The following is a 19,514-nucleotide window of genomic DNA, read 5'->3' as shown; positions in this document are numbered from 1 at the left end:
TCTGCCGGGCTGGACGCCGATGACGCCGACGTGGGCGGGGTGACGCTGATCGTGGACATGACGATGGCGGCGGGCCGCTCGATGCGGCCCGCCGCCATCAACGGGATTACGCGAAGGGCAGGCGGATGACGGTCTGGTTGCCGATCCCGACGTTGGTCGTGGTGGAGCCGATGGCGCTCCAGACCTCGACCCGCACCGAGCCGTTGGCCAGGTTGCCGAGCGCGCCGGTGGCGGACTTCACCCCGGCCGCCTGCGTGTAGTGCTCATAGCCGCTGACCGGGTCGGTGGCGAAGTAGGTGTAGGTCTCCACCCGGTCCCAGCTTCCGTTGCCGGTCAGGTCGTAGGAGACCCTGACCTGCGTGGCGTTGCCGACGTTGGTCCCGGCGTCCACGAACACGTCGAACGTGGTGGCCGCGCCGTTGTAGGTCGCCGTCAGGCCGGTCGCGTTGTAGACGGCGGCGTTGGTCGGGACGCCGTCGCGGTTGCCGTTGGCGGCGGCCAGCGTGACCGTCCCCGCCGCGCCCGTCGTCCCCGGCAGGGTGCCGTTCGACTGCGGGTAGCGGTTGGCGGAGAACGTGCCGGTCGAGGGCGACGGGGAGGGGCTGGGTGACGGGCTGGTCGGGCAGCCGCCGCCGAAGACCTTGAACTCCCACAGCGAGTAGCCCCACGCGGTGCCGCGCGCCGTGCCGTAGACCCGCACGTAGCGGCCCGACCCGGACACCGTCAGCGTGTCCGTGCCGCCGTCACCGGTGGTGGTGCTGTAGACGTCGGCCCAGGTCGTCCCGTTGGTCGAGGTCTGGATCTGGTACGACCGCCCGTAGGCCGCCTCCCAGCTCAGCTGGACCGACGAGATGTTCTGCACCGAACCCAGGTCCACCTGGATCCACTGCGGGTCGCTGAACGCGCTGGCCCAGCGGGTGGCCGCGTTGCCGTCGACCGCCAGACCGGCCGTGTAGGCGGCCTCGACGCTCGACGAGGTGGCCGGGCGGCCCTGCGAGAGCAGGGTGGTCGCGCACGGACTCGGCGAGGGCGACGGAGACACGGGCGGCGACGGGCTGGGCGAGGACGTGCCGCCGCCGGACGCGTTGCCGCCGCTCCAGGTGAACAGGCCCGAGGTGACGGTCTTGCCGGCCGGCGCGGTCAGCGTCGTGCCGTTGGAGAAGGTCACCGTGAGGGGGCTGCTCGTGATGTTGGACGCCACGTAGGTCCGCGTCCCGTTCTTGACGAAGACCTTCGCCAGCGGGTGGTTGGCGGTGACCGTGGTGTCCACCGTGCCGAGCGAGGCCAGGTTGCGCAGCCAGTGGAAGGTGTGCGCCTTGCTCTCGCCCTCCTCCGAGGTGAAGTTCGGGTTCGCCTGGAACGCGGCCAGCGCGGCCGGTCCGTCGGCCAGGGCCCGGAACTCCAGGATGATGTCCTGCCAGACCGTCGGCGGGCCGCCGTTGTTGGTGACCAGCTCGTTGTAGTTGACCAGCACGTTGGCCGGCCACTCGCCCAGGTAGAAGTGCCCGCCGGTGATCGGCAGCATGTTGATGCCCTGGATCATCTCGGGCTCGCCGCTGAACCACGTGGCGTACGCGCCGCCGGAACCCCAGACCATGCCGACCGTGTTGTGGCCGAACGTCGACGGGAAGTTCTGGTTGCGGACGTCGAACCAGTACTCCTGGATCGCCGCGCTCTGGGTGGCGTAGATGAACACACCGGCGTCGCGGACGGCGGTGTTGCCGGTCGCCTGACCCCACTGGATCAGGGCGTTGGCGAAGTTCATGCCCTCCGACGACGACTCCTGGTTGTTGCCGGAGCCGAACGCGCCGTGCCCGGCCGCCCAGTCGTGGCCCGCGTAGATGTCGAAGTCACGCAGGTACGGGAAGCGGGTGTCGCCCCGGTCGTAGTTGTTGGCGTCCCGGATGAGCAGGTCCACCATGCCGCCGTACTGGGCGTTGGTCGCCCACGTCGGGTCGAACTTGGCCAGCGTCGCGGCGGCGGCGATGTAGTAGCCGTAGTGGAAGTGGTGGTCGTTCAGCTCCAGGTCCGAGCCGTAGGAGGCCGGGTAGCCGAGCAGGGTGCCCCAGGGCTGGTTGTAGTAGAAGACCCGGCTGGTCTTGCCCGGGGTGGCGGTGAACCAGTCGTTCAGCCTGGTCCTGATGCGGTTGAGCGCCGAGTCGCGGACGGCGGTCAGGTTGAGCTGGTCGGCGATCTCCGCGATGCGCGCCGCCCGGCCCAGGCCCTTGCCGGTCCAGTAGGTGTCGTCGCCCAGGCCCGCCGTCGGGTCGCCGAGCTCCGCGTTCAGGTAGTTGGTGATCGTGGTCAGGTCGCCGCCGGAGTTGTCGCCGACCGCCGGGATCTCGGGCAGCACGCCCTGGAACTTCATCGTGGTGCTGAACGAGGCGCCGGTGACGATCTTCATCTGGCCGCGTGCCGAGATGTAGGTCTGCGCGAGCGGGGTGGAACCGGTCAGGTAGTTCCACTGGTGCGGGTAGAGCGCGATCACGGTGCCGCTCGCGCTGCCCTCACGCGCGGTGGTGGTGAAGGTGTACGTGGTGCTGACGTTGGAATTGCCGGGGTTGTACGAGTAGGACACCCGGGTGCCGGTGACGTGCGCGTGGGCGTACTGCCCGAAGGTGCTCGCCAGGCTGGTGCGGGTGGCCGCCGGGGTCGACGGCGTCGTCGGCAGCACCGCGACCGAGAAGTAGTTCTGCCCGTTCAGCGTCGAGGAGATGCTGTTGCCGCTGACCGTCCACGACGAGCCGCTGGGGGCGAAGCCCAGGTAGTCCTTGCCGTTGACGGTGAACCCGATGGTCCCGCCGCTGTTGGACCACACGGTCGGGGTGCCGCTGGTGGTGATCTGGGCGTTGCCGCCGGTCTTGGTGAAGTAGGCGAACGGCAGGCCGTGACCGATGGTGGCCCGAAGGGTCCGCGTGCCGTCGCTCCAGTAGGGGCTGACCGTCCAGTCGGTCCAGCCGTCGACCTTGGCGTCCGGGGAGTTCAGCCCCGTCACGCCGACCAGGATGTCCTGCACGTACGGGTAGTGGTACTCCCCCACGCCGGTCGCGGAGCCGCTGATCGCGGCGACCGTGTTGTAGGAGAACCCGAGGCCCCCGGCGACCGTGTCGAACGAGATCGGGTGGGCGTGCAGAGGCTCGCTGTAGGCGCAGTCGAACTTCTTGAACAGCAGCGACGACCACCAGTCGTTGGTGGGCACCGCCCCGGCCGGGGCGTTGGCCGTGACGTAGGCGCGGGGGTTGGTCGACAGCGATCCGCACCCGGCCGGCAGCGCGCGACCGGCGGGAAGCGTCTCGGTGTACGACCCGGCTCCGACCGTGGCCGCCTGCGCGGTGGGCGCGCCGGCCACGAAGGCGAGCATCGCGGCGATCATCGCCAGCACCACGCTGACCACGACCGGCCGCGACACGGCTCGGCGGGCGGGCGTGCCGGGTAACTGAGCCCTGATGGGCTGGTCCATTCTTCCTCCGAGGGGGACTACCAGGGGGGGTGTGGGAGTCGAGGTGTGGACGGGGTCGGTGCTGCAGCGGGTGAGGTCCGGGGCGCTTCCACGAGTCGGGTGCCCGCCGCTACGCAGAGAGCGCTCTCTGCGCGGAAACTAGTGCCCGGAACCGCTCTCGTCAATGTTTCTGACTGATTGCCCGGAGGTTAATCGCTCCGATGAGTGCCATGGCGATCCGGTGTCATGCGGCGACGGGCCTTCGGAACGCGGGTGGCGGAGCCTCCGATTGAGGTCGCGACCAGGGACGATGCCGACTCCCCCACGTGGGGCGACGCGAGGCGCTCACGGAATGCCGGCCGCCCCGCCCCGGCTCCGTGACGACGGAACCACAGCCGACCGAACGAGAGCGCTCTCTCTCGTGGGCACGTTACGCCCTCCGTCGGCGGGCTGGTGCGGGAGCAGACCGGGAGGTTTCCTCTCGGCTGTTGACGGGGCCATGACGGTCTTCGCCTCCGCTCTTCGCATTGGTGGCGTCCGTGGAGCGTGACGCCAGGGTGAGGTAACGCCTCGTACACGTCCACGCAGATCGGCTCCTGAGGGCCATATGCATAAAGTGGCTGGTAGAAGACCTGAGCCGGTCGCAATCCGAATCAGATGGGGGCGGTTGCCCATGGCTAAGTTGCTCTTCGTGATGCCCGCCGCGGCGTACTGGACGCTCAAGGACGGCACCCGGCACGCCACCGGATACTGGGCCGAGGAGTTCGCGGCCCCGTACAAGGCGTTCACCGAGGCGGGCCACCAGATCGTGGTCGCCACCCCCGGCGGGGTGATCCCGACCGTCGACATGATGAGCCTGCGTCCCGACATGGCGGGCAGCGCGCAGGCCGCGCTGGACCTGGAGGCCGTCATCCGGTCGGCGGAGGAGTTGCGGCACCCCATCCGCCTGTCCGAGGCCCGCCTCGACGACTACGACGCCGTCTACCTGCCGGGCGGACACGGGCCGATGGAGGACCTGTGGGCCGACGCCGACGCGGGGCGGCTCCTGACGGCGGCGCTCGCCTCCGGGAAGCCTCTCGCCATCGTCTGCCACGGGCCCGCGGCGATGCTGTCGACGAGGGTGCGCGGCGAGTCGCCCTTCGCGGGGTACCAGGTCACCGCGTTCACCAACGAGGAGGAGGAAGGGGTCGGGCTCGCCCCCATGGCCAGGTGGCTGCTGGAGGACGAACTCGTCAAGCTGGGCGTCGACTTCACCAAGGGGCCGGCGTGGAAGCCGTACACGGTGGTCGACCACAACCTGATGACGGGACAGAACCCGGCGTCGGCGAGCGTGCTGGCCGAACACATGCTCAAGGTCCTCACCTAGCCCGACCGCAGCCGGGCCCGGCAACCGGCCCGGCTGCACTTCTCGCCGGAAACCAGGACGTGGGTCCGCCTCCCACGCCTTGATCCTGGGTGATGAGCCTGCCACGACCACCTTCATCCCCTCCATCAGCGCCTTCGTCCGATGGATCTACGCCGACCACCACACCGACGTCCAGGCGCTCCTGGAAGGCGCTCTCGATGACGTCGAGTGGACGGAAGGCCCGATATTCGATGTCACGGGACCACTCGTCCTGTTCGACGCGGGGGAATCCGGCCTGGGTGTGGTCCCCGAAGAAATCGACGAACAATACGGGGATTCCCGCGAAGGGTTCGACGCTCTCCGTTTCGACATCGCGCCGGGGCTTCACCGAGTCCGGTACGCCGACGTGCACCCTGGCGAGAGAACCTGTTTCGGTGTCTGCCGTCTGGTCCCCTTGGAAAACTGATGTGAGCCGCACACAGCGGCGACCGGTGATCAGGTGAACGCCGTGAGGAAGGCGCGTGCCTACTCCGGATGAGGTAGCGGAAGGACGATCTCTCCTCCCCGTGCCGTAGAGGTGGCAGCCCCCGCAGCGGGACGACCGGCGGCGGCGGTCCGGCGACGATGGCCGCCATGAGAATCCCAGCCAGGTATGTCCACGGGGCCGCGCTGCTGGCCACCGGGCTGCTCGCCGGCGCCTTCGGGTATGGCGCGGCCAATGTGGTGCCCACGTTCCGGGCCGTCCCGCTGGACGTGCGGCTGACCTTCCACACCGCGATGATGGAGGTCAACGAGCCGATCATGCAGAGTGCGATGGCGCTGGCGATCCTCACCTCGTTCGGTCTGGCCGCCGTCTCGCGGGGGCTGCCTCGCCGCCTCGCGCTCGGGGCCGGTGTCTTCACGGTGGCGTCGCTGCTGGTGACGGTGCTGGGGAACGTCCCGCTGCACGCCCACATCAGGAAGTGGGCCGCCACCTCCGCACCGGCCGACCACGCCGGGATCCTGGAGCGGTGGGAGCTGTTCCACACGATCCGGACCCTGACCGGCCTCGCCGCCTTCGCACTGATCATCAGCATCGCCGTCGTCGCCCGGCCCACACCCGCGCCCGCAGCTCAGTGAATCACCTGAGGCGAACGAGGACGCTCGGCCGTCACTCCCCTGCGACCAGCTCAGGGTCCACGATCACCGCGATCTTGCCCAGCACTCCGCCGCCCGCCTTCAGTGCCCGCAGGCCCGCGTTGATCTCCTCGACGCCGCTGTCGACGGTCCGGCTGACATGCGGGACCACGACCCCGCGCTCCGCCCACTCCATCGCCAGGTCCATGCCGTGGCCGAGGAACACGCGCGCCGCCCCGTCCAGCGTCGCCGGTTCGGAGAAGTAGCGCAGCAGGTTGACGTTGACGTACCGCGCCCCACGCTCGTCCAGGATCGTCTTCACGGGGCTGGGTGTCTCGGTCACGCGGGTGGTCCGGCCGGGTCCGACCCCCAGCACGACCCAGCTCCCGCCCCGCCGGACGGTCTTCGCGGTCTCCTCGAAGCTCTGCTCGCTGTACGTCGCGTCGAAGACGACGTCGACGCCGCGCCCGTCGGTCAGGCGGGCGATCTCGGCGGCCACGTCGTCACGGCGGTGGTCGAGGACGACGTCGGCCCCGGAGTCCCGGGCCAGCGCGACGGACTCCGGCCTGCCGCCGCTGCTGATGACCGTCCGGGCCTTGCAGGTGCGGGCGGCCATCTGGACGGCCAGATGGCCGACGCCTCCCCCGCCGCCCGGGATGTAGATGACGTCGCCGGCCTGGACATGTTCGTACAGGCCCGCGAAAGCCGACAGGAAGCACATCGGGAGCGCCGCCGCGTCGCGGAAGCCGAGCGAGGGCGGTTTGCGGGCGGTGAGGAACTCGCGGGCGACGGCGTAGGCGCCGCCGGGTGTGGCGGACCAGCCGCCGTCGCCGTTCAGGTCGGCCATGGCGGCCACCTCGTCGCCGACGGCCACGCGGGTCACGTCGCGGCCCGTCTCGACCACCACACCGGAGACGTCGAAGCCCAGGGCGACGGGAGGTGTCCGGCACAGGAAGTTGAGTTCGGCCAGCTTGTATTCCAGCGGGTTGAGCGACGAGGCCGCGACCCGGATCAGGACCTGGTCGGCAGCCGGCTCCGGGACGGGGACCTCGACCGCTTCGAGCGGCAGCCCGGCCCGGTCGCGGGCGTAGCCGACGCCGGTGAACGTCTCAGGCCTCATGCCGCGCCTCCTCGGAACGCGCCGCCAGGAGCAGGTCGGGGACGGGCACCTCCAGGTGGGCGAGGAGGGCGGCGACCTTGCGGTCGAGCTCGACGCCGACGGCCGCGATCCCGGGATCGCCGAACGAGGCGAACTGGTCACTGGGGCGGTCGATGGAGAAGCGGGTCGCTCCCCGGGCGTCCTCGTAGATGGTGGTGCGCAGCGGCGCGTAGAGCAGGACGCCGGGGTCGTGGTGGAACATCCGCTGGGCGATGGTCTGGTTGCCCATCAGGTACTGGACGCTGCGCCACCCGTCGCCGGAACCGCGCATGATCGCGGTGTTGTCGAGGCTCCAGAAGATCATGAATCCGTGGGGCGCCTGCTCGGCGACGGCTCTCCGGACGGCGTCCCAGTCGGTGGCGGAGTAGCGGCCCGGGTCGAGCGGGGGCACCGCCCGCTCGTACCTCTCCCGGAAGACCGGGAACGGCATCCCGGTGTCGACGGTCAGCCGGTGGACCTGGCGGGTGACCTCCTCGACAGGAGGCGTCTGCATGGTCTTCATGATGATTCCCCCTTCCACCTGCGACGTTACGCTGTAGACTTTTCGTATGCAAGCCAGCTCAGACACGAAGAAGGTGCCCGCTCCCTGCCCCATCGGCCGCGCCGCCGACGTGCTGGGCGAGCGGTGGACCCTGCTGATCCTGCGCAACGCCACCCTGGGCACCACCCGCTTCGACGCCTTCCGCGCCGAACTCGGCATCGCCGACAACATCCTGTCCAACCGGCTCGCCCGGCTGGTCGAGGCCGGGCTGCTCACCCGCTCGCCCTACCGCGACGGGCGGCGGACCCGGCACGAATACCGGCTCACCGCCGCCGGGGCCGAGGCGCTGCCGATCCTGCACGCCCTGGCCCTCTGGGGCGAGCGGCACACCGAGCCGCCCCGGCCGGTCCTGCCGATGCGGGTGGTCCACCGGCGGTGCGGCCAGGCCGTGACCCCCGGCCAGGCGTGCGATCACTGCGGCGAGACGGTCCGGCGCGAGGACGAGGCATGGGTCCGCCCCTGGGTCTCCCCCGAGCCGATCCCCCTGGCCGGACCCCTGGCCGGACCCCTGGAGGGCGGCGCCTGACCGCCCGTCACCACGCGCGGTGGCCCGGGTGCTGAGAGTTTCATGGGTCACCTGCGCCTTCCTCCGGTGGGCGGCGCACATCCTCGCCTGCCCTCCGCCGCAGGTGGACCATCCGGGCATGAAGCTGAGACTTGCCCTGATCGCCGGAGTCCTGCTCGCGATCGGTACGACTCCCCCGGCCCACGCGGCCGACACGACCCCGCCGACCCGACCGAGCGGCCTGACGTCCTGCCCGCCGCCCGGCGTCCAGTCGGGGGTCGTCGGCATCTGCTGGCAGCCGTCCACCGACTACGGAGGCTCGGTGGCCGGATACGACATCTACCTGCTCACCTCCACCGGTTTCGTGAAGACCTCCTCGCCCACGAGCAGCCCGGCCGTCGTCAGCGGGCTGGTCCGGGGGCGGGCCTACACGTTCTACCTGGTCGCCCGGGACCTGTCCGGGAACGTGAGCGGGCCCTCGCCGTTCATCACCCTCACCGCGACCACCGGCATGGTGCCGTCCCCCACGCCGTCACCGACCGGCGACACCGAGCCGCCGAGCCGGCCGCAGAACGTGCGGGACCTGTGCGTGTTCGACTTCCCCGGCACGGCCTTCTGCTGGGACCGGTCGACCGACAACGTGGCGGTGACCGGCTACGACGTCTACCGCGAGGCGGCGTCCGGCTGGATCAAGGTCGGCAGCACGGGGGCGCTGAGCACGTTCTTCGTCGAGACCGGCATGGTGACGGGGCAAAGTTACACGTACACGGTGGTGGCCAAGGACGCTGCTGGCAACGTGAGCGCGCCCGCGACCCCGGCGTCGATCCTGGCGCGGCCCGGCCTGCCCACACCGACGCCCACGCCGACGCCGACCCCCAGCCCCACGCCGACGGCCGGGGACTGCGAGGTCTCCTACAACGACGTGGCCTGGACCACCGGCATGAGCGCCTGGCTGGCCATCAAGAACACCGGCACCGCGACGTTCGCCGGATGGACGCTCGAGTTCGACTTCCCGCACGCCGGCCAGCGCCTCACCAGCAGCCACAGCGCCACGTTCTCGCAGTCGGGTCAGCACGTGACCGCGGTGAACTTCCCCTGGAACGCGCAGATCCAGCCGGGCGCCTCGGTGATGCTGGGCTTCAACGGCGCCCACACCGGCCAGAACCCGAAACCGACGGCGTTCACGGTCAACGGGCTGACCTGCACGATCAAGGCCTGAGGCGGCGGGGCGCTGAACAGCGGCGTAATTTACGTTGCCTCAGCGCCCTTCTTCCTGTTGCCAACAGGTAACTTCTGTGAAACTTTCACGGATGCGGGGGCTCCAACGCCCCCGCCCATGGCCGAAAGCGCTGGCCGGGCACTGTCCCGGCGGCGCTGACCGGCTCTGCGGCAGGTCGCTTGTTGACGTCAAATCCAGCTGTCAGATGTACTCCGCGAAACGTGGCCGCGTGTTAGCGATAACAGGCCACGGATCGAGTTCCGGAAGATGCCTTCACGTCCGCTCCCCGAAAGGCCCCCTCCGTGCCCTTGAACCTCGAGGCCACCCCCCATAACCGGCGGCAAATGTTACCGCTAACAGCCACCACGATCGAGATTGGGTGAGTGCCCCCATGTCCCTGAGCCGTCGCCAGCTCTTCCAGGCCGCGGGCGCGACCGCCGCCATCTCCGCCGCCGGTCAGGTCGTCGGCGCCTCGCCCGCCGCGGCCGCCCTGCCCTGGGCACGCGCCGACATCGGCGTCTCCGCCTACGAGTTCGACCTCGGCCAGGTCAGGCTGACCTCGGGCCGCTGGCTCGACAACCAGAACCGCACCCTGGCCTACCTGCGGTTCGTCGACGTCGAGCGGTTGCTGTACGTCTTCCGCGCCAACCACGGCCGGTCGACCAACGGCGCCTCCGCCAACGGCGGGTGGGACGCGCCGAACTTCCCGTTCCGGTCGCACATGCAGGGTCACTTCCTCACCGCCTGGGCCCAGGCCTGGGCCGTGCTCGGCGACACCACCTGCCGGGACAAGGCCAACTACATGGTCGCCGAGCTGGCCAAGTGCCAGGCCTCCAACGGCTACCTGTCGGGCTTCCCCGAGTCGGACATCACCGCCGTGGAGAACCGGACCCTGTCCAACGGCAACGTGCCCTACTACTGCATCCACAAGACGCTGGCCGGGCTGCTGGACGTGTGGCGGCACATCGGCAACACCCAGGCCCGGACGGTGCTGCTCGCGCTGGCCGGCTGGGTGGACACGCGGACCTCGCGGTTGTCGTCGAGCCAGATGCAGTCGATGCTCGGCACCGAGTTCGGCGGCATGAACGCCGTGCTGACCGACCTCTACCAGATGACCGGCGACTCCCGCTGGCTGGCCACCGCCCAGCGCTTCGACCACGCCGCCGTCTTCAACCCGCTGGCCTCGAACCAGGACCAGCTCAACGGCCTGCACGCCAACACCCAGGTCCCCAAGTGGATCGGCGCGGCGCGCGAGTACAAGGCGACCGGCACGACGCGCTACCGCGACATCGCCGCCAACGCCTGGACGATGACCGTCAACGCGCACAGCTACGTCAACGGGTCCAACAGCCAGGCCGAGCACTTCCGCTCCCCCAACGCCATCGCGGGCTACCTGAGCCGCGACACCGGGGAGGCGTGCAACACGTACAACATGCTGAAGCTCACCCGGGAGCTGTGGATGCTCTCCCCCACCCGGGCCGACTACTTCGACTTCTACGAGAACGCCCTGATGAACCACCTGATCGGCCAGCAGAACCCGGCCGACTCACGCGGTCACGTCACCTACTTCACCCCGCTCAACCCGGGCGGGCGGCGGGGCGTCGGCCCGGCCTGGGGCGGCGGCACGTGGAGCACCGACTACAACTCCATGTGGTGCTGCCAGGGCACCGGCATCGAGACCAACACCAAGCTGATGGACTCGATCTACTTCCACAACGGCACCACGCTGTTCGTGAACCTGTTCCAGCCCTCCACGCTCGACTGGTCGCAGCGTGGCATCACCGTCACCCAGACCACCTCCTACCCGGTCACCGACACCACGTCGTTGCAGGTCACCGGCAACGTGAGCGGCTCGTGGACGATGCAGATCCGCATCCCGGCCTGGACGCAGAACGCGACGATCAGCGTCAACGGCGTGCAGCAGGCCGTCACCGCCACCCCGGGCAGCTACGCGGCCCTGACCCGCACCTGGACCTCCGGCGACACGGTGACCGTCCAGCTCCCGATGCGCGTGATCATGAAGGCCGCCAACGACAACCCGAACCTCCAGGCCGTCGTGTACGGCCCGGTCGTCCTGTCGGGCAACTACGGCAACACCTCCCTGTCGGCGGCGCCGGCCCTGACGCCCTCGACGATCACCCGCACGAGCACCTCGTCGCTGGCCTTCACCGCCAACGGCTCGATCAACCTGGGGCCCTTCTACGACGCGTACAACCACAACTACGTCGTCTACTGGGCGGCCAACGGCGGCGGCACCGGCGGCGGCACGGCCAGTTTCCGCCTGATCAACGCGGCCAGCGGCCTGGCGCTCGGCATCCAGAACATGTCCACCGCCGACGGCGGCCTTGCTTTGCAGTGGACCGACAACGGCACCGCCGACCACGACTGGGTGCCGATCGTCGACGGCAACGCGCTGCGCTTCCGCAACGTCAACAGCAACAAGGTGCTCGGCGTCGAGAACATGTCGACGGCCGACAACGCCCGCGTGCTCCAGTGGGCCGACAACGGCACCGCCGACCACCGCTGGACGATCACCGACAACGGCGACGGCGCGGTCAAGATCCGCAACGTCAACAGCTCCAAGTTGCTCGGCACCCTGAACGGAAGCACCGCCAACGGCGCGCAGGCCGTCCAGGACCCAGACAACGGCAGCGGCGACAACCTGTGGCGCTTCGTCCCCAACGGCGCGCGGCGCATCCAGAACGTCTCCACCGGCATGGTCCTCGGCGTGACCAACATGTCCACCGCCGACGGCGCGCTCGTCCTGCAGTGGGGCGACACCGGCACCGCCGACCACCTGTGGACGGCGATCGTCGACACCGGCGGCTACCTGCGCTTCCGCAACTCCAACAGCCAGAAGGTCCTCGGCGTGGAGAACGCCGCCACCGCCGCCGGGTCCCGCCTGCTCCAGTGGGCCGACAACGGCGCGGCCGACCACCGCTGGCGCCTGCGGTACGGCTCCAACGCCGCCTTCCGCATCCAGTGCGCCAACGGCGGCCGGGTCCTCGGCCTGAGCGGCACCGGCCAGGGCGCGCAGGCGGTGCTCAGCGACGACAACGGCTCGACCGCCAACCTCTGGAGATTCCTGTGATCGTCTCCAACCCCCCTGAGGAGAGCACTGTGAGTACGACCCGAGCCCGTGCCCTGACGACCGAGAAGACGGGGTGACCGGGATGTCCGAACTGTCACGCAGGCAGATGCTGCGATTCGGCGCGGCCGGCGCCGGCGCGGCCCTGGTGCCGTTCCAGTGGACGGCGGTCGCTCGGGCCGCCGCCGCGCCGCCGCCCGGGGCGGGCGACATGGCGCTCTGGTACGACGAGAGCGCCGGCACCGACTGGCTGCGCGCCCTCCCGATAGGCAACGGACGCCTGGGCGCCATGGTCTTCGGCAACGTCGACACCGAGCGGCTGCAGCTCAACGAGGACACGGTCTGGGCCGGCGGGCCGTACGACCAGAGCAACACCCGGGGCGCCGGATCGCTGTCCCAGATCCGGCAGCTGGTGTTCCAGAACCAGTGGAGCCAGGCCCAGAGCCTGATCGACCAGAACATGCTGGGCCGCCCGGCCGGTCAGCTCGCCTACCAGACGGTCGGCAACCTGCGCCTGGCCATCGGCAGCACCAGCGGCGTCTCCAACTACAACCGCTATCTGGACCTGACCACGGCCACCACCGTGACCACCTACACCCAGAACGGGATCAACTACCGCCGGGAGATCTTCGCCAGCGCGCCCGACCAGGTGATCGCCATCCGGCTCACCGCCGACCGGGGCGCGTCGATCAGCTTCTCCGCGACGTTCGACAGCCCCCAGCGGGTCACCCGCTCCAGCCCCGACGGCGCGACCGCGGCGCTCGACGGCGTCTCGGGCGACTTCGAGGGGATCGCCGGCCAGGTCCGCTTCCTCGGCCTGGCGCGGGCCGTCGCCGACGGAGGCACGGTCAGCAGCTCGGGCGGCACCCTCCAGGTCAGGTCGGCCAACAGCGTGACGGTGCTGGTCTCGATCGGCTCCAGCTACAAGAACTACCGCGACGTCAGCGGCGACTACCAGGGCATCGCGCGGGGCCACCTCAACGCCGCCGCCGCCCGGTCGTGGGACGACCTGCGGTCGCGCCACGTGGCCGACTACCAGCGGCTGTTCAACCGCACCACCCTGGACCTGGGCCGGACGTCGGCCGCCGACCAGCCGACCGACGTGCGGATCGCCCAGCACAACAGCGTCAACGACCCGCAGTTCTCGGCGCTGCTGTTCCAGTTCGGCCGCTACCTGCTCATCTCGTCGTCCCGGCCGGGCAGCCAGCCGGCCAACCTCCAGGGCATCTGGAACGACTCGCTGACGCCCTCGTGGGACTCGAAGTACACGATCAACGCCAACCTGCCGATGAACTACTGGCACGCCGACACGACCAACCTGTCGGAGTGCTTCGACCCCGTGTTCAGGATGATCAGCGACCTCGCGGTCACCGGCGCCCGCACCGCCCAGGTGCAGTACAACGCCGGCGGCTGGGTCACCCACCACAACACCGACGCCTGGCGTGCCACCTCAGTCGTCGACGGCGCGTTCTGGGGGATGTGGCAGACGGGCGGGGCCTGGCTGTCCACGCTGATCTGGGAGCACTACACCTTCACCGGCGACCTGGACTTCCTGCGCACCTACTACCCGGCGATGAAGGGCGCGGCGCAGTTCTTCCTCGACACCCTGGTCCAGGAGCCCAGCCTGGGCTATCTGGTCACCAACCCGTCGAACTCCCCCGAGCTGGGCCACCACAACGGGGTGAGCGTCTGCGCGGGCCCGACGATGGACAACCAGATCCTGCGGGACCTGTTCAACGGCGTCGCCCAGGCCAGCCAGGTCCTCAGCGTGGACGCCTCCTTCCGCACCCAGGTGCTGGCCGCCCGCGACCGGCTCGCGCCGATGAAGACCGGCTCGCGCGGCAACATCATGGAATGGCTGTACGACTGGATCGAGCCCGAGACCAACCACCGGCACGTGTCCCACCTCTACGGCCTGCACCCCAGCAACCAGATCACCAAGCGCGGCACCCCCGCCCTGCACACCGCCGCCCGCCGCACCCTGGAACTGCGCGGCGACGACGGCACCGGCTGGTCCCTCGCCTGGAAGATCAACTACTGGGCGAGGCTGGAGGAGGGCTCGCGCGCCCACACGCTGCTGCGCCTGCTGGTCACCACGTCGCGCCTGGCGCCGAACATGTTCGACCTGCACCCGCCGTTCCAGATCGACGGCAACTTCGGCGCCACCTCCGGCATCGCCGAGATGCTGCTCCAGAGCCACAACGGCGAGCTGCACGTGCTCCCGGCGCTGCCGTCCGCCTGGTCCGCCGGCAAGGTGGCCGGGCTGCGCGGACGCGGCGGCTACACCGTCGGCACGACGTGGAGCTCCGGCAAGGCCACCGAGATCCTGGTGACGCCCGACCGCGACGGCACGGTGAAGGTCCGGAACGCGGTCTTCACCGGCACCGTCCAGGTGGTCGACACCGGGACGGGCGGGGCGGTCACCTTCACCAAGCCCGAGTCGGACGTCGTCCAGATCACCGGCGCGGCCGGGCGCACCTACCGCCTCACCGGGACGGGCTCGACGAACCCGACCCCGACCTATGTGCGGATCACCAACGGGACCACCGGCCTGGCGCTGGACAGCGGCGGCAACGTCGCCTCCGGCTCCAACGTCAAGCAGTGGAGCGCCTCCGACGGCTCGACCAACCTGCACTGGCAGCTGGTCGACCTGGGGAGCGGGTGGTACCGCATCGTCAACCGCACCAACGGCATGGTGATCGACAGCTACGGCAACACCGCCAACGGCGCCCCCGCCCGCCAGTCCGCCTGGAACGGGAGCAACAACCAGCAGTGGCGGCTGGCCGCGGCCTCCAACGGTCGCAACCAGATCATCAACCGGGGCACCGGCACCGCCCTCGACGGCATGGGCAACGCCACCGCCGGGTCCACGGTGGGGATGTGGGCGCCCAACGCCAACGCCAACAACCAATGGACCATCACGGGCGTCTGACCTGACGGTCTAGCCCTTGGTGATCACGCCGCAGGCGAGGCGGCCACCGGAGTCGCCCGCCTTCAGCGTCTCGGCGTCGGGGCCCTTCACGCCCGCCTGGTTCTGGTAGCGGCCGGGGATGTTGGAGTGGTTGTCGGCCAGCGCGTGGATCATGATCGAGCTGCCGTCGGCGTCGAACAGCTGGGCGACCCGGAACCGGTCGGTCACGGCCGAGGCGGTTCCGGTGCCGTCCGCGGCGACCAGCAGGTTGGGCAGGTCGCCGGTGTGGTGGTCGTGCACGTGTGAGCCGAGGTCGAAGTGGCCCCCCGCGCTGAAGAAGGCGCTACCCGTGGCGGGGTCCTTCGACAGCGGGTCGCAGACGCCCTTGGCGTGCACGTGGAAGCCGTGGTACCCGGCCGGGAGGCCGGTCACCGAGACCGTGACCTTGGACTTGCCGTCACCGGCGTCCTCCACCTGGAGGGTGCCGACCGCACGGCCCTCGACGTCCTTGATCACGGCGCCGGCCGGGCCCCGGCCGCCCTGCCCCAGCTTCATGGCTCCCAGCGCGGAAGCACCGATCATGACGGCGCCCACGGCCAGCGGGACGATCACGGTCAGACGGGCGTTGGACGGCATCAGCGGTCTCCCCAGGTGGCGATCTCTCCAAGATCAGAGAGATTCCCCCCGAAATGTCCGCTTCCCCGATACCTCAGGCAAAGGTTTTCAGCGCTGGAGGCGGGGAGCCTCGCTGGAGCCGGTGCGGCGGACCAGCCACGCCTCGGTGATGTGGGTGAACATCGCCTCGGAGGCGCCCGAGGGGTCGCGTCCGGCGATGCGCTCGAAGATGCGGCGGTGGCCCAGGTTGGAGGCCACGCAAAGGGACCGTTCCGTTCGGCCCATGTAGCGAGCGGTGTTGATCACCTGGCTCTCCAGGGAGCGGACGACCGCCCGCGCGATCCGGTTGCCGGAGGCCTGCATGATGGTGTCGTGGAAGGCGCGGTCGTAGTCGGCGTAGGCGGCGGGGTCGGCGACGAGTTCGTCCATGCGGTCGACCAGGGCGTGTAGCCGCTCGACGGTCTCCTCGGTGGCGACCCGGGCGGCGACGTGGGCCATGTCCGACTCCAGCAGCCGCCGGGTGACGACCAGGTCGTCGAGGACCACGATGCCGTCGTCCTGCGCGATGGTCGCGTTGAGGACGAGCTCGTCGAGCATGTTCCACTCGGTCGGAGGGGTGACGATCGTGCCGCTGCCCTGACGGACCTGGACCAGGCCCTTCTCCTGGAGGACCTTCACCGCCTCCCGAACCACGGTGCGGCTGACCGAGAACGTCTCGCAGAGCGCCGGTTCCGGGGGCAGCGGGGTTCCGGGAGGATGGACACCGCGGACGATGCGGTCGACCAGTTCGCCGGTCAGGGCCCTGGCCAGGTTGGCGGGCCGTTTCGTCCACGCCGGGGACGGGGTGGCGTTCAGAAGCGCCTCTTGAGATGCCGACATGTCCCCTCCAGATGACCGCAGCCAGCGCGCGGCTCTGCGGCCAGTGTAAACGATCGGCATACATCAGACGTCATATGACTCCTGTGTCATGCGATACACTCTGGTCGCCGTCCCGCTGAGGATCTCGGCCTGGTCCGCCGCCGACAGACCGGCGTCCGCGAGCAGCGTCCTCGCCGTGTCCGTCCAGGCCGGAAGGGTGCCGGCCAGGAGACAGACGGGCCAGTCGGAGCCGAACATCAGCCGCGCCGGGCCGAACGCCTCAAGGGCGACGTCGACGTAGGGGCGCAGGGCGGCGGCGTCCCAGGTGGTCCATCCGGCCTCGGTGATCATGCCCGACAGCTTGGCGGTCACGTTCGGCTCGGCGGCCAGCGTACCGAGCAGGTCGGCCCACGGCTGCAGCCGCCCCGACTCGATCGGGGGTTTGGCCAGGTGGTCGAGGACGAAGTTCACCTCGGGGAGGGCGCGGACCGTGTCGATCGCGGCGGGCAGCTGGACCGGCGTCACCAGCAGGTCGTAGCCGAGACCGGCCTCGCCCACGTGGCGCAGGCCCTCGCGCACGTCGTCCCGGCTCAGCCAGGCCGGGTCGGGTTCGGCCTGGACCAGGTGGCGGATGCCGCGCAGCAGCTCCCCGCCGGGCGAGGCGCGCAGCGCGTCGAGCTCCTTGGGCAGGTCGGGGCGGGTCAGGTCGGCCCACCCGACGACCGCGCCGATGGTCTGCGAGGCGGCGGCCACCGCCAGGAAGTCGCGTGTCTCGTCGGCGTCGGCCAGGACCTGCACCAGCACAGAACGGCTGATCCCCGCCTCACCGGCGGTCGCGTCGTAGTCGGCGGGCGAGAAGTCCCGCTGGATCGGGCGCACCTCGGGTGCCGCGAGCCAGTCGTGCGCGCGGCTGGTCAGGTCCCAGAGGTGGTGGTGGGCGTCGATGACGGTCATAGGGCGTCGAGGGCCTCTCGGGTCAGGATCCGCAGGGGTTTTCCGGTCAGGGCGGCCAGGCGGGCCAGGTCGTCGTACTCGGGTTTGACGCCCCCCGGGCCCTGTTTCATCCGCACGCTCTGGCCGTAGAGCTCGACCGTCCGGACGGTCCGGGGAAGCGCGACCTTCTCCACCGCCGTGCGGCGCAGCCCGAGGGTGCCGGTCTCGGCGAACAGGAGGTTCTCCAGCTGGTCGGCCAGGTCGACGGGGGCGAGCACGTGCAGGACGTGGGCCGGGCGGCCCTTCTTCATGATCGCGGGGGTGACCCACGCGTCGGCGGCCCCCGACTGGAGGGCGCGCTGGATGACGTGCCCGAGGACCTCGCCCGTGACGTCGTCGAGGTTGGTCGACAGCACGACCTGCTGATCCGGCGAGGCGACGGGGTCGCCCAGCATGGCCACCGTGACGTTGGGGCGGTCGGCCAGGCGGCGGGTGCCGGCCCCGTAGCCGACGGCGTGCAGCTCCATGGGCGGGGCCGCGCCGTAGAGGGTGCCGGCGGCGCGCAGCAAGGCGGCGGCGGTGGGGGTGACCGCCTCCTGGTCGCCGCCGCCGCGCACCTTCGCGCCCCGGAGCAGGGCGAGCGTGGCGGGCGCGGGCACCGGGAGCACGCCGTGGCGGGTCTCGACGCTGCCGCTGCCCAGGGGCAGCGGCGCGCAGTACACCTGGGTGACCCCGAGGTCGGCGAGCGCGGCGGCGCAGCCCACGATGTCGACGAGCGTGTCGTGCCCGCCCAGTTCGTGCAGGTGGACGTCGTCTGCGGGCACGCCGTGCAGCGCGCCCTCCACCTCCGCGATGGCCTTCAGCGCCTCTTCGGCGACGGTCAGTCCGGTGCGGGCGGCCATCGCGATCAGGGTGGAGGCCGGGCGTTCGGTCGCGTCGTCGTCGACCTCGACCCGGACGCGCACGGCCATGAGGGGGCCGGTGCGGACGTCCTCGATCTCCAGGCGCCAGCCGGTCAGGCCGGTCCGGGCGACGGCCCGCCGGACGGTGTCCGGTGAGGCGCCGGCCGACAGCAGCGCGGCGAGCAGCATGTCCCCGGCCAGGCCGGTGAACGGGTTGAGGTAGAGGATCATCGCGTCCGCCTGGTGAGCCGGTAGGCGGCGAGCGCGGCGCCGAACCCCGAGTCGATGTTGACCACGGTGATCCCCGCCGCGCAGGAGGTCAGCATCGCGAGCAGCGCCGTCACCCCTTCGAGGGCCGCGCCGTAACCGGTGGACGTGGGGACCGCGATGACCGGCGTCTCGACCAGCCCGCCCACGACGCTGGCCAGCGCGCCCTCCATCCCCGCGACGACGATGACGCTGTCGGCGTCGCGGAGCGTCTCGGTCTCGGCGAGCACCCGGTGGATGCCTGCCACCCCCACGTCCCTGACCAGGGTCACGGTCAGGCCGAGGGCGGTCGCGACGGCGGCGGCCTCGGCGGCCACCGGGCCGTCGGCGGTGCCGGCCGTCACCACGGCGACGGTGTGCCCGAGCGGCGCTGCCGGACGCCACACGATCAGCCGGGCGTCGAGGTCGTAGGCGCCGCCGGAGACGTGCGCGAGCACGCCGGCGGCGGTGCCCGGCCCGGTCCGGGTCACCAGGACGGGGCCGTCGTTGCGGTCGAGCAGGACGCGCACGATCCCGGCGATCTCGCTCGCCTTCTTGCCCGGCCCGTAGACGATCTCCGGCACTCCCTGCCGCGCCTGCCGGGCGAGGTCCACCCGCGCGTATCCGAGGTCCACGG

15 protein-coding genes are annotated in these 19,514 nt (G+C 70.6%); 7 read left to right on the top strand and 8 right to left on the bottom strand.

Annotated features, from left to right (window positions below):
• Nucleotides 1–106: 106 nt before the first annotated feature.
• Nucleotides 107–3,460, bottom strand: a complete 3,354-nt coding sequence (locus tag AW270_RS41120) for a glycosyl hydrolase (protein ID WP_082801433.1) — start codon at nucleotides 3,458–3,460, stop codon at nucleotides 107–109.
• 652 nt (nucleotides 3,461–4,112) lie between these two features.
• On the opposite strand from AW270_RS41120, the gene AW270_RS10165 reads away from it, so the two are divergent.
• The 3 genes from AW270_RS10165 to AW270_RS10155 all read left to right on the top strand — a co-directional run bounded on the left by AW270_RS10165 (nucleotide 4,113) and on the right by AW270_RS10155 (nucleotide 5,903).
• Nucleotides 4,113–4,805 (top strand): type 1 glutamine amidotransferase domain-containing protein, encoded by a 693-nt coding sequence (locus AW270_RS10165; protein ID WP_061293136.1) that lies wholly within the window; start codon nucleotides 4,113–4,115, stop codon nucleotides 4,803–4,805.
• 79 nt (nucleotides 4,806–4,884) lie between these two features.
• Nucleotides 4,885–5,250 (top strand): Imm21 family immunity protein, encoded by a 366-nt coding sequence (locus AW270_RS10160; RefSeq protein ID WP_061293134.1) that lies wholly within the window; start codon nucleotides 4,885–4,887, stop codon nucleotides 5,248–5,250.
• A gap of 167 nt (nucleotides 5,251–5,417) precedes the next feature.
• Entirely contained in the window at nucleotides 5,418–5,903 is a 486-nt protein-coding gene (locus AW270_RS10155; RefSeq protein WP_061293553.1) for an anthrone oxygenase family protein, read from the top strand.
• A gap of 31 nt (nucleotides 5,904–5,934) precedes the next feature.
• Here the strand turns inward: AW270_RS10155 and AW270_RS10150 are convergent, their stop codons facing one another.
• Nucleotides 5,935–7,020, bottom strand: coding sequence for a quinone oxidoreductase family protein (locus AW270_RS10150; protein ID WP_061293131.1), 1,086 nt, complete (start codon nucleotides 7,018–7,020; stop codon nucleotides 5,935–5,937).
• Nucleotides 7,010–7,552 (bottom strand): DUF302 domain-containing protein, encoded by a 543-nt coding sequence (locus AW270_RS10145; RefSeq protein ID WP_061293550.1) that lies wholly within the window; start codon nucleotides 7,550–7,552, stop codon nucleotides 7,010–7,012. The genes AW270_RS10150 and AW270_RS10145 overlap by 11 nt, the downstream gene beginning before the upstream one ends.
• A 55-nt stretch (nucleotides 7,553–7,607) precedes the next feature.
• On the opposite strand from AW270_RS10145, the gene AW270_RS10140 reads away from it, so the two are divergent.
• The 4 genes from AW270_RS10140 (at nucleotide 7,608) to AW270_RS10125 (ending at nucleotide 15,344) form a co-directional block, all read left to right on the top strand.
• Nucleotides 7,608–8,126: a winged helix-turn-helix transcriptional regulator gene (locus AW270_RS10140; protein ID WP_061293129.1), complete on the top strand. Its 519-nt coding sequence runs from the start codon at nucleotides 7,608–7,610 to the stop codon at nucleotides 8,124–8,126.
• Nucleotides 8,127–8,244: 118 nt separating this feature from the next.
• Nucleotides 8,245–9,324, top strand: coding sequence for a cellulose binding domain-containing protein (locus AW270_RS10135; RefSeq protein ID WP_157521795.1), 1,080 nt, complete (start codon nucleotides 8,245–8,247; stop codon nucleotides 9,322–9,324).
• Between the two features lie 391 nt (nucleotides 9,325–9,715).
• A complete protein-coding gene (locus tag AW270_RS10130; RefSeq protein WP_174549859.1) occupies nucleotides 9,716–12,415 on the top strand; it encodes a beta-L-arabinofuranosidase domain-containing protein in 2,700 nt (899 codons plus the stop codon).
• Between the two features lie 82 nt (nucleotides 12,416–12,497).
• The gene (locus AW270_RS10125; protein WP_061293548.1) at nucleotides 12,498–15,344 is read left to right on the top strand and encodes a glycosyl hydrolase family 95 catalytic domain-containing protein; all 2,847 of its coding nucleotides are present in this window, start codon (nucleotides 12,498–12,500) and stop codon (nucleotides 15,342–15,344) included.
• 9 nt (nucleotides 15,345–15,353) lie between these two features.
• Here the strand turns inward: AW270_RS10125 and AW270_RS10120 are convergent, their stop codons facing one another.
• The 5 genes from AW270_RS10120 to larB form a co-directional block, all read right to left on the bottom strand.
• Nucleotides 15,354–15,959 carry a superoxide dismutase family protein gene (locus tag AW270_RS10120; protein WP_061293120.1) on the bottom strand — a complete coding sequence of 202 codons (606 nt, stop codon included), beginning with the start codon at nucleotides 15,957–15,959 and terminating at the stop codon, nucleotides 15,354–15,356.
• Between the two features lie 87 nt (nucleotides 15,960–16,046).
• Nucleotides 16,047–16,817: a FadR/GntR family transcriptional regulator gene (locus tag AW270_RS10115; RefSeq protein ID WP_061293118.1), complete on the bottom strand. Its 771-nt coding sequence runs from the start codon at nucleotides 16,815–16,817 to the stop codon at nucleotides 16,047–16,049.
• A gap of 63 nt (nucleotides 16,818–16,880) precedes the next feature.
• Nucleotides 16,881–17,750, bottom strand: coding sequence for an amidohydrolase family protein (locus AW270_RS10110; RefSeq protein ID WP_061293116.1), 870 nt, complete (start codon nucleotides 17,748–17,750; stop codon nucleotides 16,881–16,883).
• A complete protein-coding gene (gene larC / locus AW270_RS10105; protein WP_061293114.1) occupies nucleotides 17,747–18,862 on the bottom strand; it encodes a nickel pincer cofactor biosynthesis protein LarC in 1,116 nt (371 codons plus the stop codon). Before larC ends, AW270_RS10110 begins: the two co-directional genes overlap by 4 nt.
• Nucleotides 18,859–19,512, bottom strand: a complete 654-nt coding sequence (gene larB, locus AW270_RS10100; protein WP_061293112.1) for a nickel pincer cofactor biosynthesis protein LarB — start codon at nucleotides 19,510–19,512, stop codon at nucleotides 18,859–18,861. The genes larC and larB overlap by 4 nt, the downstream gene beginning before the upstream one ends.
• Between the last annotated feature and the right edge of the window lie 2 nt (nucleotides 19,513–19,514).

It is taken from the genome of Herbidospora cretacea (genome assembly GCF_001570605.1).
GTDB classification, from domain to species: domain Bacteria; phylum Actinomycetota; class Actinomycetes; order Streptosporangiales; family Streptosporangiaceae; genus Herbidospora; species Herbidospora cretacea.
This window is presented reverse-complemented; position numbering and strand designations above follow the sequence as displayed.

Excerpts from the sequence above, each read along its gene's own strand:
- AW270_RS41120 (WP_082801433.1), bottom strand. The coding sequence starts at position 3,460 with ATGGACCAGCCCATCAGGGCTCAGTTACCCGGCACGCCCGCCCGCCGA.
- AW270_RS10165 (WP_061293136.1), top strand. The coding sequence starts at position 4,113 with ATGGCTAAGTTGCTCTTCGTGATGCCCGCCGCGGCGTACTGGACGCTC.
- AW270_RS10155 (WP_061293553.1), top strand. The coding sequence starts at position 5,418 with ATGAGAATCCCAGCCAGGTATGTCCACGGGGCCGCGCTGCTGGCCACC.
- AW270_RS10150 (WP_061293131.1), bottom strand. The coding sequence starts at position 7,020 with ATGAGGCCTGAGACGTTCACCGGCGTCGGCTACGCCCGCGACCGGGCC.
- AW270_RS10145 (WP_061293550.1), bottom strand. The coding sequence starts at position 7,552 with ATGCAGACGCCTCCTGTCGAGGAGGTCACCCGCCAGGTCCACCGGCTG.
- AW270_RS10140 (WP_061293129.1), top strand. The coding sequence starts at position 7,608 with ATGCAAGCCAGCTCAGACACGAAGAAGGTGCCCGCTCCCTGCCCCATC.
- AW270_RS10135 (WP_157521795.1), top strand. The coding sequence starts at position 8,245 with ATGAAGCTGAGACTTGCCCTGATCGCCGGAGTCCTGCTCGCGATCGGT.
- AW270_RS10130 (WP_174549859.1), top strand. The coding sequence starts at position 9,716 with ATGTCCCTGAGCCGTCGCCAGCTCTTCCAGGCCGCGGGCGCGACCGCC.
- AW270_RS10125 (WP_061293548.1), top strand. The coding sequence starts at position 12,498 with ATGTCCGAACTGTCACGCAGGCAGATGCTGCGATTCGGCGCGGCCGGC.
- AW270_RS10120 (WP_061293120.1), bottom strand. The coding sequence starts at position 15,959 with ATGCCGTCCAACGCCCGTCTGACCGTGATCGTCCCGCTGGCCGTGGGC.
- AW270_RS10115 (WP_061293118.1), bottom strand. The coding sequence starts at position 16,817 with ATGTCGGCATCTCAAGAGGCGCTTCTGAACGCCACCCCGTCCCCGGCG.
- AW270_RS10110 (WP_061293116.1), bottom strand. The coding sequence starts at position 17,750 with ATGACCGTCATCGACGCCCACCACCACCTCTGGGACCTGACCAGCCGC.
- larC (WP_061293114.1), bottom strand. The coding sequence starts at position 18,862 with ATGATCCTCTACCTCAACCCGTTCACCGGCCTGGCCGGGGACATGCTG.